This window comes from Pseudomonas sp. Q1-7 (assembly GCF_028010285.1).
Classification (GTDB): domain Bacteria; phylum Pseudomonadota; class Gammaproteobacteria; order Pseudomonadales; family Pseudomonadaceae; genus Metapseudomonas.
The window spans coordinates 1,366,027-1,380,020 of sequence record NZ_CP116304.1 but is presented as its reverse complement, the minus strand read 5'-3'; the positions used below and the strand labels follow the sequence as shown (position 1 = coordinate 1,380,020).

Genomic DNA, 13,994 nt, shown 5'->3' with positions numbered 1-13,994 from the left:
CGCAGCTTAGCCTGCCGCTTCGCTGGGGCCCACCCCCACGGCGTGCTCCCAGCCTTGTATCAGTACCTCTTTGGCCGCCTTCTTCATGCGCTTGATGGCGATCTCGCGGCGCAGGGCCTCGCCCTTGTCGGCGCAGGCCTCGACGAACACCAGCGCCTGGGCCGGGCTGGAATGGAAGAAGCGCGCGCCCTTGCCGCTGCAGTGCTGGGCGAAGCGCCGCTGCGGGTCGTCGCTGATGCCGCAGTAGAGCGCGCCGTTCTCGGCACGCACCAAGTAAACGAACCAGGGTTTGGCGGCAAGGGTGGGTTCGGCGTGTTCGGGCATCGCGGGGTCCTGATGAAATGCCGCCGCATTAGGCAATGCCGCCCCCGTCAAGACAAGTCCTTCAATGCTCCCGCCCGGTAGGCGGCCAGGCCCCGCGCGGCCTGCTGGCGAATGGCGTTCTGCACCGGCGGCAGCCAGCCCAGCAACAGGCCCTTGGCACCCAGGGCCTGGCTCGCCCAGCGCCAGAGGTCGAAGCTGTCGTGATGCTCGATGATAAGACCATCGGAGAAGAGGAAACGCGCCTGGATGCGGTTCTCCACCATACGTCCGGTCTGGCTGAAGAGATAGCGCGCCACCCAGTGGGCGCTGCCCTGGAAGTCGTCGGCTTCGACGCGGTCGAAGGTGAGGGAGAACTGCTGCGCGCGGCCGGCGAGCATGCGCCACATGTCGGCGGCCTCCCGGCCGTTGAGGTCGGTGAACACCGGGTCGCTGAAGTGCACGTCGGGGCTGTAGCAGGCCGCCATGGCCTCGGCGTCCAGGCGCTGGAAAGCCTCGTAGAAGCGGGTGATGAGTTCGGCGTTGGGGTGGGCCATGGGGCAGCTCCGGATCGAAGGTCAGAGCGAAAGTATTGACCCGGCCAGGGGGGTTGCTCCAGTCCCATCGATTGGGCGAATAGACCTGCCTCGCGATGAAGCGCAGGGCTACACCGACTCTTCCTTGAGTTCCTTGAGGTGCTTGTAGACGGTGGCGCGGCCCATATTGAGGACATTGGCCACGTAGTTGGCCGCGCTCTTGCCCTTGAAGGCGCCTTCGGCGTGCAGGGCCAGGACCAGTTCGCGCTTGTGCTCGCGGGTGAGGAGGTTGAGGCCCAGTTGGCGCTGGCGCAGCCAGTTGTGCAGGAAGGTGTTGATGCGTTCCTGCCAGTCATCGCGGAACAGGGCATCGGGCTGGGGAATCAGCTTGCTGGACGAGAGGAACAGGTCGAGAGCCGCCTTGGCCGTCTCGAACAGGGAGATGTTCAGGTTGATGCAGAGCACGGCCACCGGCGCCCCCTGGGCATCACGCAGCACGGTGCTCACGGAGCGGATCTTCTGGCCATCCCAGTTGAGTTTCTCGTAGGGTCCGATGTTCCGCTCATCCCGCGCTTCGCCGAGCATGTCTTCCAGCGCGGCGTCATCGCCGACGCAGCGCTTGGAGATGTTGTTGGCGATGTAGTCGATCGTCTGCGTGCGCAGGTCGTGCAGCACCACCTCGGCATGGGGGAAGAACAGTGTGGCGATGGCGTCGGCGATGGCCCGGTAGTTGTCCAGGGAAAGGTCTGGGCGGGGGGTCATGGAGCGGCTCCTGGAACGGAAAGATCAGCGCCAGGCGCGAGGCCCGGCGCTGCGAGTGTGGCGCAAAGCGCCGGCCTCGTCATCCCAGCCGCGCGGGGGACAGCATGGCCTCGCTCAGGCCGAAGCGCGCCAGGTGCTCCGGCAGCGGTTGGCGCAGGATCAGGCAGGCGCTGGCTTCGCCCATGGCGGCGGACGTCTGGATGCCGTAACCGCCTTGCCCGGCCACCCAGTAGAAGCCCGCTGTGCGCGGATCGTAGCCGGACACCAGGTCGCCATCGGGGAAGAAGGAGCGCAAGCCGGCCCAGACCCGCGCGGGCCGGCGAATGCTCATGCTGGTGTGCTCTTCGATCTGGTAGATGCCGAGGGCGATGTCCAGCTCTTCGGGTTGCACGTCGTGCGGCTCGACCGGGTCGGCGTTGGCCGGCGAGCCGAGCAGCATGCCGGCGTCGGGCTTGAAGTAGAAGGACTCGTCCAGGCTCACCAGGGCTGGCCACTGGTGGGCGTCCACGCCTTCCGGCGGCGAGAAGATGAACGCCGCGCGACGCTTGGGCTGCAGACCGAGCGGCTGGACCCCGGCGAGCTGCGCCAGCCGGTCGCACCAGGCGCCAGCGGCGTTGACCAGGATCGGCGCCTGGAAGCGGCCCAGGGGCGTTTCCACCACCCAGTTCTCGCCTTCGCGGCACGCACCGATCACTTCGCAGCTGTGCCGCACGTCGCCGCCATTGCGGCGGATACCGCGCAGGTAGCCCTGGAGCAGGGCATCGGTGTCGATGTCGGCGGCACTGGGGTCGAGCATGGCGCCCCGCACCTTGTCTCGGCGCAGTACCGGCACCAGGGCACAGGCCTGCTCCGGGGTGAGCATCCGCACGTCGGGGACGTTTTCCAGGGCGCTGTCGAACTGACGCTGCAACTCTTCGGCATCGCCGCTGAAATCCACCACCATCTCGCCACGCGGGGTCAGCAGCGGGTGGTCGCTGAAGCCCTGCGGCGGCGCATCGAAGAAGGCTCGGCTGGCGGCGGTGAGGGCACGCACCTGGGGCGTGCCGTAGGCCACGGTATAGAGGGCGGCGGAACGGCCGGTGGAGTGGTAGCCGGCGTGTTCCTCGCGTTCCAGCACCAGCACACGGCCGTGGCGGGACAGCCAGAAACCGGTGGACGCGCCGGCGATGCCGGCGCCAATGATGATGAAGTCAGCCTGGTTCATGGCGTCTACCTCACTGGCCTTGGCGTTGAAGATGATAGAGAGCGTTGGCCAGGGCCACATCTTCCAGGCCCAGGCCGATGGAGCGGAAGAACACCGGGCGGCTGTAATCCGGACGCGGCGCCTGGCCGCTGACCAGCTCCGCCAGGTCGCCACGGATGGACGCCGGCCCCCAACCCTGGCGCGCAGTGGCCAGCAGCATCTCGCCGGCGGAGGCGGGCGTGGTGGCGCGGTAGTCGCAGTACACGTCCATCCCGGGCAGGGCATCCGGCGAGACTTCATGGGCACGCGGCGCGTTGGTGCTGATGGAGGTGACCAGCGCGGGCCTGGACAACTGCCGCGGGTCCAACAACGGTTCGGCGGAGGAGGTGCAAAGCATCACCACCTCGGCGTCCGCTACCGCCTCCTCCAGGCTGGCGCTGATCTCTACGCGCGCATCCTGGGCGAGCAACCGCGTCCGCAGCCCCTCATCGTCCGCCAGGGACGGCGAGAAGACGGCGATGCGCTGCCAATCGCGCAGGCCTTTCACGTAGTCCAGGTGAGCACGGGCCACCGGGCCGCTGCCGATCACCGCCAGCGTACGGGCCTGGTCCGGCGCCAGGCATTCCACGGCCACCGCCGTGGTGGCGGCGGTACGTGCGGTGGTCAGTTCGCCGGCATCGCAGAGTAGCAGCGGCTGTCCGGTCTCCATGGACATCAACAGGGTCCAGGCCGTGACGATCGCGCCATCGGCGGTCTTGATATAGGGAGAGGTCTTGACCCCGTAGACCCCTTCCTTGGCCAGCACCCCCAGGTAATTGATGAAGTCACCGGCGGCATTGGGAAACTCCACCAGTTGCTGGGACGGCTGCAGGGCATCGCCGGCCGCCAGGTCGAGGAACATGCGGCGCATGGCCTGGTGGACATCCACCTGCTGGAGCAGACGGCGTGCTTCGGTTTGCTGGAGGACGAGCGGCGGCGTGCTGGACATGGGGCACTCCCAGGGCTGGATATAAACAATTTGTCCATATTGGACTTTTAAGTTTATACCAGCAAGGGCCGAGCGGACGGGATGTACGGGAATGGCGCCTGGGTGTAAGGAATGCGGGAGAACCTGTTGGGAGTTTCCAGGTGAACGCCGCGGCCCGGCCGGGGGGAGGGTGCCGTTCCATCCACCCGCGACATTATGCCGGGCCTCGAAACCGGGTCCCGCGGGCGGGACGATGAAAGTGGTTTACCAACCCACCCCGAAACCGACGGTGTAGCGGGTTTCGTCGAGTTCGCCCTCGGCGCCGCTGACCTGGTCCTTCTCGGCCTTCATGTTGAGCGAGGCCCAGCTGTTGAGCTTGTAGCGCAGGCCCACCTCGGCATCCAGGGCGTAGTCGGCGGTGTTGTCCAGGGGACGACCGATCTCGCCGGTGGTGAATAGTTCCACCGTCTTGCCCACCAGGTAGCGGTTGTAGTCCCACTTGGTGCTGAGGGAATAGAAGCTCTCCTTCCCATCGTCGGCGAACTGGTAGTCGCTGCGGTTGACCAGGCCGGCCAGGGAGAACGCGCCCAGCTCGTCGTCCCAGAACTGGTAGCCGGGGCCGGTACCCAGGCCGCGCTGGCGCTCGAGGTCCTCGACCAGGTCGCGTTTGTACTCGCCACGGCCCTGCCAGAAGAACTTGTCGGTGATGAACCGGTCCAGCGCGTACTCGGCTTCCCAATTGTCCGTGGTCTTCACCTCGTCGGTGAATTCGCGGTTGTACTCTCCGTTGGCGTTGTGCCGCCAGCGGCCGTGGCGGGCCTTGGTCTTGAAGTCGACGTCGTAGTCGTCGGTGTCCTTCTCGGCACGCTTGTAGTCCAGGGACAGATCGACGTTGCCGCGCCAGGTCAGGTCCTCCACCAGGGGCTTGGGCTTCATGATCTGCTCGATGCTGGCCAGTTCCACTTCCTTGGGCGCTTCACCGTTGGCCAGGATGACCTTGCCGCTCTCGGCGCGGTGCAGGGACTTGGCGCGCTCGCCATTGAGGTCGCCCTGCTTGATCAGCAGTTCACGCTCACTCTCCAGGGTGGCGACCTTCTTCCAATCCAGCGGGATGGTTCCGCCGTAGTCGGTTTCCAGCACCAGCTTGCCACCGTCGAAGACGCGGATGGTGCCGGTGAGTCGGTCGCCGTTCTTCAGCCAGACGGTGTCGGCGACAGTGGCGGTGGAAACGGCGGCAAGGGTCACGCACAGGAGGGTTCTGGACAACATGAAACGGCTTCTTTGCTCGGGTTCTAAAAAAAGCCGGGCATTATCCCTATGGCCAACGGCAGAGCAAGGACTGACCGGCCGGCGCCCTGACGAGTTCCGGGAAGTCGACAGGCGTACCCTGCCCCGCCCCTACCAGCCGACCCCGACGCCGATGAGGTAATGCCTGTCCGACGAGGACTCACCGAGGCCGCGCACCTGGTCCAGTTCGTAAAGCAGCGACAGCCGCGCCCAGTCGTTGAGGCGGTAACGCAGGCCGAACTCGCTGTCGAGCACGTAGTCGACCTCCTGGATCCGCGGCATCTGCAACTGGGCCTTGGAATAGAGTTCGAAACGGGTCCCCCAGATCAACCGCTTGAAATCCCACTCGAAGGAATAGGCATTGAAATCCAGGTCGCCGGCATCGCTCTCCAGATGGAAGCGCGAGAGCTGCGCGATCAGGTCGAATCGCCCCAGTTCGCTGTCCCAGAAGCGGTAGCCCGGCCCGACGCCGAAGGAGCGCTGCTGTGTGAAGAACTCGAAGTCGTCCCTGTGCTGGTCGTAGCTGCCGCGCACGAACCAGTGGTCGGTGAGAAAACGGTCGAGGTCATACTCGAGTTCCCAGTTGTCCTCGGTGCGTTCGCCGTCCTTGATCTCCTTCTCGAACTCCCCGCTTAACACATGACGCCAGCGGCCGTGCTCGATGCGGGTATCACCCTTGAGCTTCCATTCGTCCGTCCTGTTCTCGTTGCGCTCCATGTCCAGCTTGGCGTCGAGGTTGCCTTCCCAGATGCGGTCCTTGAGCACCGGGCGCGGCGGCACCATCTGGCGGATGCTGGCCAGGGGCACGGTTTCGCCCGTGCCGTTTCCCAGACGCACCATGCCCTTGCCCGCGGCCTCGAGGCTGTGGCTCCGCTGGCTGACGAGATGGCTGCGCTTGATCAGCAACGGTTTATCGGCGCTGAGGGTGTCGATATCCTTCCAGTCGATCAGCACCTGACCGGCGTATTTGGTTTTCAGCGCCAGCTTGCCGCCATCCAGGAGGATGATCTCGCCGCTCAGGCGATCACCATTGTCGAGCCACACGGTATCGGCCCAGAGCGGCGCGCACAGGACTATAGAAAGCAGGGCACAAAGGCGACGGAGCAGCATGATCGACAAGCGGAAGACAAGGGAGGCGCCAGAGGATGCATGGGCGGACTTGCCGGCGGCAAGTCCGGACGTTCGCCGCGAGGCGCTCTACCTGACCCTGGGCCAGGTCCCGGAAGGCAAGGTGGTGACCTACGGCCAATTGGCCGAGCTGGCGGGCCTGGGCCGCGCCGCGCGTTGGGTCGGGCGCACGCTGAGCCAGTTGCCGAGCGGTACGCAACTGCCCTGGCACCGGGTTCTGGGGGCGGGTGGGCGCTTCAGCCTTGCGCTGGGCACGTCGTCCGGCGATGAACAGCGGGCACGTCTGCGCGCCGAAGGGGTCAGTATCCGCAATGATCGGGTGGACATGCGTCGGCACGGCTGGCATCCCATGCCACCCAAGGGTTAGAGTGCGCCCTGCCCTGTTTTCAGCCGCCAACCTGGACGTCGCGAGCAGCCCCATGCCCAGCACCACGCTTTTCGGATCGCACCGCTAATGCCCCATCGTTCCTGGCGCGCCGCCATCGCCGCCTATGCCACGCCGGCCACCCTTTCATTGTTGCTGCTGGGTTTCGCCGCCGGCCTGCCCTACATGCTGGTGTTCTCCACGCTCTCCGTCTGGCTGCGCGAGGCCGGGGTCTCCCGCGAAACCATCGGCTTCGCCAGCCTGATCGGCCTGGCCTATGCGTTCAAATGGATCTGGTCGCCGCTGCTCGACCAATGGCGCCTGCCGCTGCTCGGCCGCCTCGGTCGCCGGCGCTCCTGGCTGGTACTGTCCCAGTCGCTGGTGGGGCTCGGTCTGGTGGGCATGGCGCTGTGCGATCCGCAGACCCACCTCACCTGGCTGATCGCCCTGGCGGTGGTGGTGGCCTTCGCCTCGGCCACCCAGGACATCGCCATCGACGCCTACCGCCTGGAAATCGCCGAAGACAGCCGCCAGGCGGCCCTCGCCGCCAGCTACATGACCGGCTACCGGGTCTCGGCGCTGCTCGCCACCGCCGGCGCCCTCTACTTCGCCGAATGGTTCGGCTCCACTGCCAAGCTCTATGAATACGGAGCCTGGGCCGGCACCTACCTGCTGTTCGCCGCGCTGATGCTGCCGGGCCTGATCACCAGCCTGTGGATGCGTGAACCGCTGGTGAACCTGCCGAGCCAGGGCAACCCCTCTCGCTTCAAGCTCAAGCACCAGCTGTCGTCGGTGCTGATCCTGCTGGTGATGCTGATTTCCCTGCCGGCGATGATCACCGGCCTGCTCGACCGCGCCTGGCCGCGCGCCGCGCTCTACGCCATCTTCCTGATCACCTGCCTGTCGCCCTGGGGCCTGCGCCAGATCCTCCCGGTGCGCGAGCTGCTCAGCCAGCAACGGCGCCAACTGCTGGTGGCGGCGCGGGGCAAGGTGATGCCCAACTTCGACTTCGTCCACCAAGCCGTGTCGATCATCGTGCTGATCGTCATCCTGGTGACCGTCGCCGCCGCCGTGAAGGCCTTCTCCTCCGGCGCCTGGCCGCGCGGCACGCTGTTCCTGCTGATTACCCTGGCCTGTTTCTCCGCCGCAGGGCGCCTGCTGATGGCACCGGTGCTGACCCCCATCAACGAATTCGTCCAGCGCTATCGCTGGCAGGCACTGCTGCTGCTGGGCCTGATCGCCACCTACCGGATGTCGGACACGGTGATGGGCGTGATGGCCAACGTCTTCTACATCGACCAGGGCTTCACCAAGGAGCAGATCGCCAGCGTCAGCAAGCTGTTCGGCCTGGTAATGACCCTGCTCGGGGCGGCTGCCGGCGGCGTGCTCATCGTGCGTTTCGGCATCCTGCCGATCCTTTTCATCGGTGGCCTGAGTTCGGCAGCGACCAACCTGATGTTCGTGGCCCTCAGCGACATGGGCGCGCACCTGAACATGCTGATCCTGACCATCTCCTGCGACAACTTCAGCGCCGGATTGGCCACCTCCGCCTTCGTCGCCTACCTGTCGAGCCTCACCAACCTGAAGTTCTCCGCCACCCAGTACGCCCTGCTCAGCTCCATCATGCTGCTGCTGCCGCGCCTGATCGGGGGTTACTCGGGGGTGATGGTGGAAAGCCTCGGCTACCACAACTTCTTCCTGCTCACCGCCCTGCTGGGCATCCCCACCCTGGTGCTGATTGCCGTCCAGTGGGGCCGCGACCGCCAGCAGCCGAAGGAGAACGGCTCATCCGACGCCCCCGCGGCGCCTGGCTCCCCCGAGCAGCCCTGAGCCTCGCGGACATGAAAAAGGCCGGCAAATGCCGGCCTCGTTCATTGCGGCGCACTAGGCGCTCTGCACCAGTTTCACCACCCGCTGGGGGAAGGGAATACTGATGCCCGCTTCATCCATCTTTTCCTTGGCGCGCTCGATGAAGTCGAAGTTCACCGCCCAATAGTCGGCAGTCTCGACCCACACCCGCAGGGACACGTTGATGGCGCTCTCGCCCAGCCCGGTGACGAACACCACGGGCTCCGGGTTCTTCAACACGCGCGGGTCACGCGCGATGTCCAGCAGCACCTGGCGGGCACGCTTGATATCGCAGTCGTAGTCGATGCCGATATTGATATCCACGCGGCGGGTCTTTTCCCGCGAGTAGTTGGTGATATTGCCGTTGGACAGGCTGCCGTTCGGCACGATCACCACCTTGTTGTCGGCGGTCTTCAGCGTGGTGTGGAAGATCTGGATGCTGTCCACGCTCCCGGCCACGCCCTGCCCTTCGATCCAGTCACCGACCTTGAACGGACGGAACAGCAGGATCAGCACACCGCCGGCGAAGTTCGCCAGGCTGCCCTGCAGGGCCAGGCCGATCGCCAGGCCGGCGGCACCGATGGCCGCGACGAAGGATGTGGTCTCGATGCCGATCATCGAAGCCACGCTGACCAGCAACAGCACCTTCAGAATGATGTTGGCCAGGCTGCCGATGAATCCCTGCAGGGTTCGGTCGACACGGCGGCTCTGCATCAGATTGCCGACCTTGCCGGTCAGCAGGTTGACCAGCCACCAGCCCAGCAGCAGGGTAATCAAGGCGAGGGTCAGCTTGCCGCTGTACTCCAGCACGATCGGCAGCCAGGCCTCGGAAACCTTTACCAACTGGTCGACGTTCATCTCCATGGGGTACTCCCGTTCTTCTCAACAATGCGAAACCAGGCCGCCATGGACATCCCACGGCGGCGAAGGTTCAAAGGACTTCAGGTTTGCGACGCGGATGGACCGCAAAGGTTCCGCTCAGTCGCGGAAGTTGTTGAATTGCAGAGGCATGCCGAATTCCTTGGCACGCAGGGCGGCGATCGCTTCCTGCAGGTCGTCGCGCTTCTTGCCGGTGACGCGCACCTGCTCGCCCTGGATGGCGGCTTGAACCTTGAGCTTGCTTTCCTTGATATGGGCGACGATCTTTTTCGCCAGTTCCTTGTCGATCCCTTCGCGCAGCACGGCTTCCTGCTTCACGGCCTTGCCGGAGGCGTAGGAGTCCTTGATCTCCAGGCACTGGATGTCGATCTTGCGCTTGACCAGGGACAACTTGAGGATTTCCAGCATCTGCTCCAGCTGGAAATCGGCTTCGGCGGTCAGGGTGACCGTCAGTTCCTTGAACTCGAAGCTGCCCTTGCCACGCAGGTCGTAGCGGCGATCGAGCTCCTTGATGGCGTTGTCGACGGCGTTGGTGACTTCGTGCTTGTCCAATTCGGACACCACGTCGAACGAGGGCATGGGATTCCTCCAGATAGACGGCGCGATCTGCATCACGGTTATGAACGCGCCTGGCTTGACGGTTGAAAATGCGCACCCATTATAACCGAGCGACAAGCCGCCTTTCCGGGGCCGTCCCCAGCAGTCCGAAACCGGCAGAACGGTGGGGCGACAAGGCATCCGGAGCGGAGCTTGATATCATAACGCCACATCACGTTACCCCATCCGCCCTGCGAGCCTGCCCAATGCCCAATCCTCATCTCAGTATCCTGGTGGTGGACGACGCCAAGTTTTCCAGCGCCATGATCGGCCGCACCCTGAGCCAGGCCGGTTACCAGGATCTGCGATTCGCCAGCAGCGCCAGCGAAGCCCTGCAGTTGCTGGAACACATGCCCGCCAACGTCATCCTCGCCGACTGGCTGATGCCCGAGATCGACGGCCTGGAACTGACCGCGCGGGTGCGCCAGCTCGATGAGATGACCGATCACTACAGCTACATCATCCTGCTGACCGGCAAGGAGGGCGAAAACGTCCTGGGCGAGGCTTTCGACCGCGGCGTGGACGACTTCATCAGCAAGGCCGCCATGAGCGAACAGCTGGTGCCACGGGTCTACGCCGCCGACCGCCTGTGCAACACCCTGCAGCGCCTGCTGCAGGAGAACCGCCTGCTGACCCAGAACATCGCCAGCCTGGAGCAGCGCAACCTGGTGGACTCCCTCACCGGCCTCGGCAACCCGCGCTACCTGCGACAGAAACTGGCCGACAGCCTGCGCCAGGTGGAGTCCCGCGGCGGCGCCCTGTGCTACCTGCTGATCGGTCTGCTGGACGCGCCGCAACTGCGCCAGCAATACGGCGAAACCTTCTACAACGAACTGCTGCATGGCGTCGCGCGGCGTCTGCAGCAACTGGTACGGCCGCTGGATGTGCTGACCCGCGTGGACGACAGCCACTTCGGCCTGATTACCCTGCTCGAGGACCTCCACGAGTGTTCGCCGAGCAGCTTCCGCCGCCTGCATGAAGGGCTGAACCTGAAAGCCTTCAAGACCAGCGAGGGCTTCATCACTCTCAAGGCCGGCATCGCCCTGGTCGGCCTGGACACCAAGGCGCTGCCGGTGGATGTCGAGGAGTTGATGGACAAGGCTGGCGCCCTGCTCCCCGAATCCTACGCCAGCGGTCGCGTCACCGCCCTGCGCCTGCCGCAACCATGACCTGGCACATCCTCGGCGCCGGCAGCCTGGGCAGCCTTTGGGCCGCCCGCCTGGCGCGCCGCGGACTGCCGGTGCGCCTGGTGCTGCGCGATCGCCCCCGCCTCGCCGCCTATGAAGCCGTCGGCGGCCTGACCCTGGTGGAGCAGGGCACGGAGCGGCACTACCCGATTCCCGCCGAACTGCCCAGCAGCGCCGGACCCATCAGCCGTCTGCTGGTAGCCTGCAAGGCCTACGACGCCGAGTCCGCGGTGCAGCCCCTGCTGCCACGCCTGGCGCCGGGCGCGGAGCTGATCCTGCTGCAGAACGGCCTCGGCAGCCAGGACGCCGTGGCCCTGCGCCTGCCCCATGCCCGCTGCGTGCTGGCCTCCAGCACCGAAGGTGCCTTTCGCGAAGCGGACTTTCGCGTGGTCTTCGCCGGCCACGGCTTCACCTGGCTCGGCGACCCGCGGCAGCCCGCCGCGCCCGCCTGGCTGGATGACCTGGAACAGGCCGGCATTCCCCACGGCTGGACACCGGACATCCTCTCGCGACTGTGGCGCAAGCTGGCGCTGAACTGCGCCATCAATCCACTCACCGTGCTGTACGGCTGCCGCAACGGCGGCCTGGCGGAGCACCCGGCCGAAGTCAGCGTGCTCTGTGCCGAGCTGGCCGAGCTGCTGCAGCGCTGCGGCCAGCCGGACGCCGCCGAAGGGCTCCACGAAGAGGTGCTGCGGGTGATCCAGGCCACCGCGGCCAACTACTCGTCCATGTACCAGGACGTCGCCAACGGCCGCCGCACGGAGATCAGCTACCTGCTCGGCCACGCCTGCGCCAGCGCGGCCCGTCACCGGCTCAGCCTGCCGCACCTGGACAGCCTGCACGACCGCCTCCGGGCCCATCTCGCGCAACGTGGATTGCCGGTCACCTGACCCCGCGCTAACCTGCCCCTCAGCCCAGCCGCGGATAGCCACGCCCTTGACCAGCCTGCGTCAACGCCTCGAAAACCTGTCGGTCGGCCGCAAACTGCTCGCCGCCCTGCTGGTTCTGCTCGCCACCGTCCTGCTCATCGCCAACCTGGCCTTTATCAGCGCCGCCTACTGGATCTCCCAGGAAAGCGTGGCCCCCCAGGGCCTGGAAACCCTTGGCCGGCTATTCGCCACCTCGGCCGTCGGCCCCGAGGCGCTGTCTTCGGAAGAGAACGCCAAGCAAATGCTGCAGCGCCTGGACGGCTACACGCCCCTGCGCGCCGCCGCGCTCTACGACACCGACGGTCGCCTGCTGGCGCAGTTGCAACGCGGCACGCAGCTCAACCTGCCGCTGAAGGCCAGCGATATCCCAGGTTGGCGCCTGCGCGAGTTCCGCACCACCCACCTCACCGAACTGCCGATGCCTGGGCAGCCGCCGGGCCATCTGCTGCTCATTGCGTCCAGCGAGCTCCCGGGCGTGTTCTACACCGGGACCCTGACCGCAAGCCTCGCCATCCTCGCCTGCAGCGTGCTGCTCTGGCTGCTGGTGGCGCGGCAGATCCGGCGCATGGTCACCCGCCCCATCCGCCGCCTGGAGGAACTCTCGCGCCAGGTGACCCGCGAGGAGAACTACGCCCTGCGCGCGCCCCGCGGCAACCGCGACGAGATCGGCAGCCTGGCCGACGCCTTCAACACCATGCTCAGCCGCATCGAGGCCCGCGAGCAGCAACTCAAGCGCGCCCGCGACGACGCCCAGGCGGCCTTCGACCAGGCCCACGAACTGGCCGAGGAAACCCGCCACTCCAACCGCAAGCTGGAGCTGGAAGTGCAGGTGCGCAGCAAGATCGAGAAAAAGCTCACGGGCTTCCAGAACTACCTCAACAGCATCATCGATTCGATGCCCTCGGCGCTCATCGCCCTGGACGAGCAGCTCTACGTCACCCAGTGGAACCAGGAAGCCAGCGCTCTCTCGGGCACGCCCATGGACGACGCGCTGAACCAGCCGGTGTTCCTCGCCTTCCCCTTGCTCAAGCCTTTCCTGCCGCAGATTCGCCTGACCGCCGAGAAGCACAAGGTGGAAAAGGTCGAGCGGGTGAGCTGGCTGGCCGGCGAGGACGTCCACCACTACGCCCTGACCTTCTACCCGCTGATGGGCGGCACCGGACGCGGCGTGGTGATCCGTATCGACGACATCACCCAGCGGCTGTCCATGGAAGAACTGATGGTGCAGTCGGAAAAGATGCTCTCGGTGGGTGGCCTGGCCGCCGGCATGGCCCACGAGATCAACAACCCCCTCGGCGCCATCCTGCACAACGTGCAGAACATCCGCCGGCGCATCTCCCCGGAGCTCGACCGCAACCAGGAGCAGGCAAGCATCAGCGGCGTCAGGCTGGAAGCCGTCAACCAGTACCTGGAGGCCCGCGAAGTGCCCAGGCTGCTGGACGACATCCAGCAAGCCGGCGCGCGGGCGGCGAAGATCGTGACCCACATGCTCGCCTTCAGCCGCCGCAGCAACCGGCAGCTCGCGCCTTGCCACCTGCCGATGCTGATCGACCAGGCGCTGGAAATCGCCAGCAACGACTTCGACCTGACCGAAGGTTTCGATTTCAAGGGAATGGAGGTCGTCCGCGAGTTCGACCCGGAACTGGGACCCGTGCCCGGCACCGCCAACGAACTGGAGCAAGTGCTGCTCAATCTGCTGAAAAATGCCGCCCAGGCCATCCACCTGCGCGAGGACGACGAGGAAGGTCGCATCACCCTGCGCACCCGCCTGAGCCCACCCTGGGCGGAAATCCAGGTGGAAGATACCGGCGTGGGTATTCCCGAATCGGTGCGCAAACGCATCTTCGAGCCCTTCTTCACCACCAAGGAGGTGGGCCAGGGCACCGGGCTCGGGCTGTCGGTTTCCTATTTCATCATCACCAACAACCACAAGGGCCAGATGGAGGTGCAGTCCAAGCCCGGCCAGGGCACCTGCTTCACCCTGCGCCTGCCGCTCACTTCCGGCCCCCTGAACACAGGAGCCTGAC

Annotated in this window: 14 protein-coding genes; 5 read left to right on the top strand and 9 right to left on the bottom strand. The window is 65.8% G+C overall.

All coding sequences use genetic code 11. The annotated features are described in order from the left end of the window. Positions 1-6: 6 nt before the first annotated feature. The 7 genes from PJW05_RS06445 to PJW05_RS06415 all read right to left on the bottom strand — a co-directional run bounded on the left by PJW05_RS06445 (position 7) and on the right by PJW05_RS06415 (position 6,145). A complete protein-coding gene (locus PJW05_RS06445; RefSeq protein WP_271410892.1) occupies positions 7-324 on the bottom strand; it encodes a GIY-YIG nuclease family protein in 318 nt (105 codons plus the stop codon). A gap of 47 nt (positions 325-371) precedes the next feature. Then, a complete protein-coding gene (locus PJW05_RS06440) occupies positions 372-857 on the bottom strand; it encodes a nuclear transport factor 2 family protein (protein ID WP_271410891.1) in 486 nt (161 codons plus the stop codon). A 108-nt stretch (positions 858-965) separates the two neighbouring features. Further along, a complete protein-coding gene (locus PJW05_RS06435; protein ID WP_271410890.1) occupies positions 966-1,598 on the bottom strand; it encodes a helix-turn-helix transcriptional regulator in 633 nt (210 codons plus the stop codon). Positions 1,599-1,677: 79 nt separating this feature from the next. Continuing rightward, positions 1,678-2,802: an NAD(P)/FAD-dependent oxidoreductase gene (locus PJW05_RS06430; protein WP_271410889.1), complete on the bottom strand. Its 1,125-nt coding sequence runs from the start codon at positions 2,800-2,802 to the stop codon at positions 1,678-1,680. 10 nt (positions 2,803-2,812) lie between these two features. After that, positions 2,813-3,769 (bottom strand): ornithine cyclodeaminase family protein, encoded by a 957-nt coding sequence (locus PJW05_RS06425; RefSeq protein ID WP_271410888.1) that lies wholly within the window; start codon positions 3,767-3,769, stop codon positions 2,813-2,815. Between the two features lie 243 nt (positions 3,770-4,012). After that, positions 4,013-5,017 carry a DUF481 domain-containing protein gene (locus PJW05_RS06420; RefSeq protein ID WP_271410887.1) on the bottom strand — a complete coding sequence of 335 codons (1,005 nt, stop codon included), beginning with the start codon at positions 5,015-5,017 and terminating at the stop codon, positions 4,013-4,015. A gap of 129 nt (positions 5,018-5,146) precedes the next feature. After that, positions 5,147-6,145, bottom strand: coding sequence for a DUF481 domain-containing protein (locus tag PJW05_RS06415; protein ID WP_271410886.1), 999 nt, complete (start codon positions 6,143-6,145; stop codon positions 5,147-5,149). Between PJW05_RS06415 and PJW05_RS06410 the strand changes: the two genes are divergently transcribed. Together PJW05_RS06410 and PJW05_RS06405 are read left to right on the top strand one after the other, a co-directional pair. Beyond that, a complete protein-coding gene (locus PJW05_RS06410) occupies positions 6,144-6,530 on the top strand; it encodes an MGMT family protein (protein WP_271410885.1) in 387 nt (128 codons plus the stop codon). The genes PJW05_RS06415 and PJW05_RS06410 overlap by 2 nt on opposite strands. An 87-nt stretch (positions 6,531-6,617) precedes the next feature. Next, the gene (locus PJW05_RS06405; RefSeq protein WP_271410884.1) at positions 6,618-8,357 is read left to right on the top strand and encodes an AmpG family muropeptide MFS transporter; all 1,740 of its coding nucleotides are present in this window, start codon (positions 6,618-6,620) and stop codon (positions 8,355-8,357) included. A gap of 54 nt (positions 8,358-8,411) precedes the next feature. Here PJW05_RS06405 and PJW05_RS06400 read toward each other — a convergent pair whose 3' ends face one another. Continuing rightward, a complete protein-coding gene (locus tag PJW05_RS06400; protein WP_271410883.1) occupies positions 8,412-9,239 on the bottom strand; it encodes a mechanosensitive ion channel family protein in 828 nt (275 codons plus the stop codon). A gap of 114 nt (positions 9,240-9,353) precedes the next feature. Then, the gene (locus PJW05_RS06395; RefSeq protein ID WP_271410882.1) at positions 9,354-9,833 is read right to left on the bottom strand and encodes a YajQ family cyclic di-GMP-binding protein; all 480 of its coding nucleotides are present in this window, start codon (positions 9,831-9,833) and stop codon (positions 9,354-9,356) included. A gap of 224 nt (positions 9,834-10,057) precedes the next feature. On the opposite strand from PJW05_RS06395, the gene PJW05_RS06390 reads away from it, so the two are divergent. The 3 genes from PJW05_RS06390 to PJW05_RS06380 are packed head-to-tail and all read left to right on the top strand — an operon-like array spanning position 10,058 to position 13,993. Then, positions 10,058-11,020 carry a GGDEF domain-containing response regulator gene (locus PJW05_RS06390; RefSeq protein ID WP_271410881.1) on the top strand — a complete coding sequence of 321 codons (963 nt, stop codon included), beginning with the start codon at positions 10,058-10,060 and terminating at the stop codon, positions 11,018-11,020. Next, positions 11,017-11,928, top strand: coding sequence for a putative 2-dehydropantoate 2-reductase (locus PJW05_RS06385; protein WP_271410880.1), 912 nt, complete (start codon positions 11,017-11,019; stop codon positions 11,926-11,928). Before PJW05_RS06390 ends, PJW05_RS06385 begins: the two co-directional genes overlap by 4 nt. A gap of 46 nt (positions 11,929-11,974) precedes the next feature. Beyond that, positions 11,975-13,993 carry a sensor histidine kinase gene (locus PJW05_RS06380; RefSeq protein ID WP_271410879.1) on the top strand — a complete coding sequence of 673 codons (2,019 nt, stop codon included), beginning with the start codon at positions 11,975-11,977 and terminating at the stop codon, positions 13,991-13,993. The last annotated feature ends 1 nt before the right edge of the window (position 13,994 follow it).

Excerpts from the sequence above, each read along its gene's own strand:
- PJW05_RS06390 (WP_271410881.1), top strand. The coding sequence starts at position 10,058 with ATGCCCAATCCTCATCTCAGTATCCTGGTGGTGGACGACGCCAAGTTT.
- PJW05_RS06420 (WP_271410887.1), bottom strand. The coding sequence starts at position 5,017 with ATGTTGTCCAGAACCCTCCTGTGCGTGACCCTTGCCGCCGTTTCCACC.
- PJW05_RS06440 (WP_271410891.1), bottom strand. The coding sequence starts at position 857 with ATGGCCCACCCCAACGCCGAACTCATCACCCGCTTCTACGAGGCTTTC.
- PJW05_RS06405 (WP_271410884.1), top strand. The coding sequence starts at position 6,618 with ATGCCCCATCGTTCCTGGCGCGCCGCCATCGCCGCCTATGCCACGCCG.
- PJW05_RS06435 (WP_271410890.1), bottom strand. The coding sequence starts at position 1,598 with ATGACCCCCCGCCCAGACCTTTCCCTGGACAACTACCGGGCCATCGCC.
- PJW05_RS06400 (WP_271410883.1), bottom strand. The coding sequence starts at position 9,239 with ATGGAGATGAACGTCGACCAGTTGGTAAAGGTTTCCGAGGCCTGGCTG.
- PJW05_RS06430 (WP_271410889.1), bottom strand. The coding sequence starts at position 2,802 with ATGAACCAGGCTGACTTCATCATCATTGGCGCCGGCATCGCCGGCGCG.
- PJW05_RS06415 (WP_271410886.1), bottom strand. The coding sequence starts at position 6,145 with ATGCTGCTCCGTCGCCTTTGTGCCCTGCTTTCTATAGTCCTGTGCGCG.
- PJW05_RS06425 (WP_271410888.1), bottom strand. The coding sequence starts at position 3,769 with ATGTCCAGCACGCCGCCGCTCGTCCTCCAGCAAACCGAAGCACGCCGT.
- PJW05_RS06395 (WP_271410882.1), bottom strand. The coding sequence starts at position 9,833 with ATGCCCTCGTTCGACGTGGTGTCCGAATTGGACAAGCACGAAGTCACC.
- PJW05_RS06445 (WP_271410892.1), bottom strand. The coding sequence starts at position 324 with ATGCCCGAACACGCCGAACCCACCCTTGCCGCCAAACCCTGGTTCGTT.
- PJW05_RS06410 (WP_271410885.1), top strand. The coding sequence starts at position 6,144 with ATGATCGACAAGCGGAAGACAAGGGAGGCGCCAGAGGATGCATGGGCG.
- PJW05_RS06385 (WP_271410880.1), top strand. The coding sequence starts at position 11,017 with ATGACCTGGCACATCCTCGGCGCCGGCAGCCTGGGCAGCCTTTGGGCC.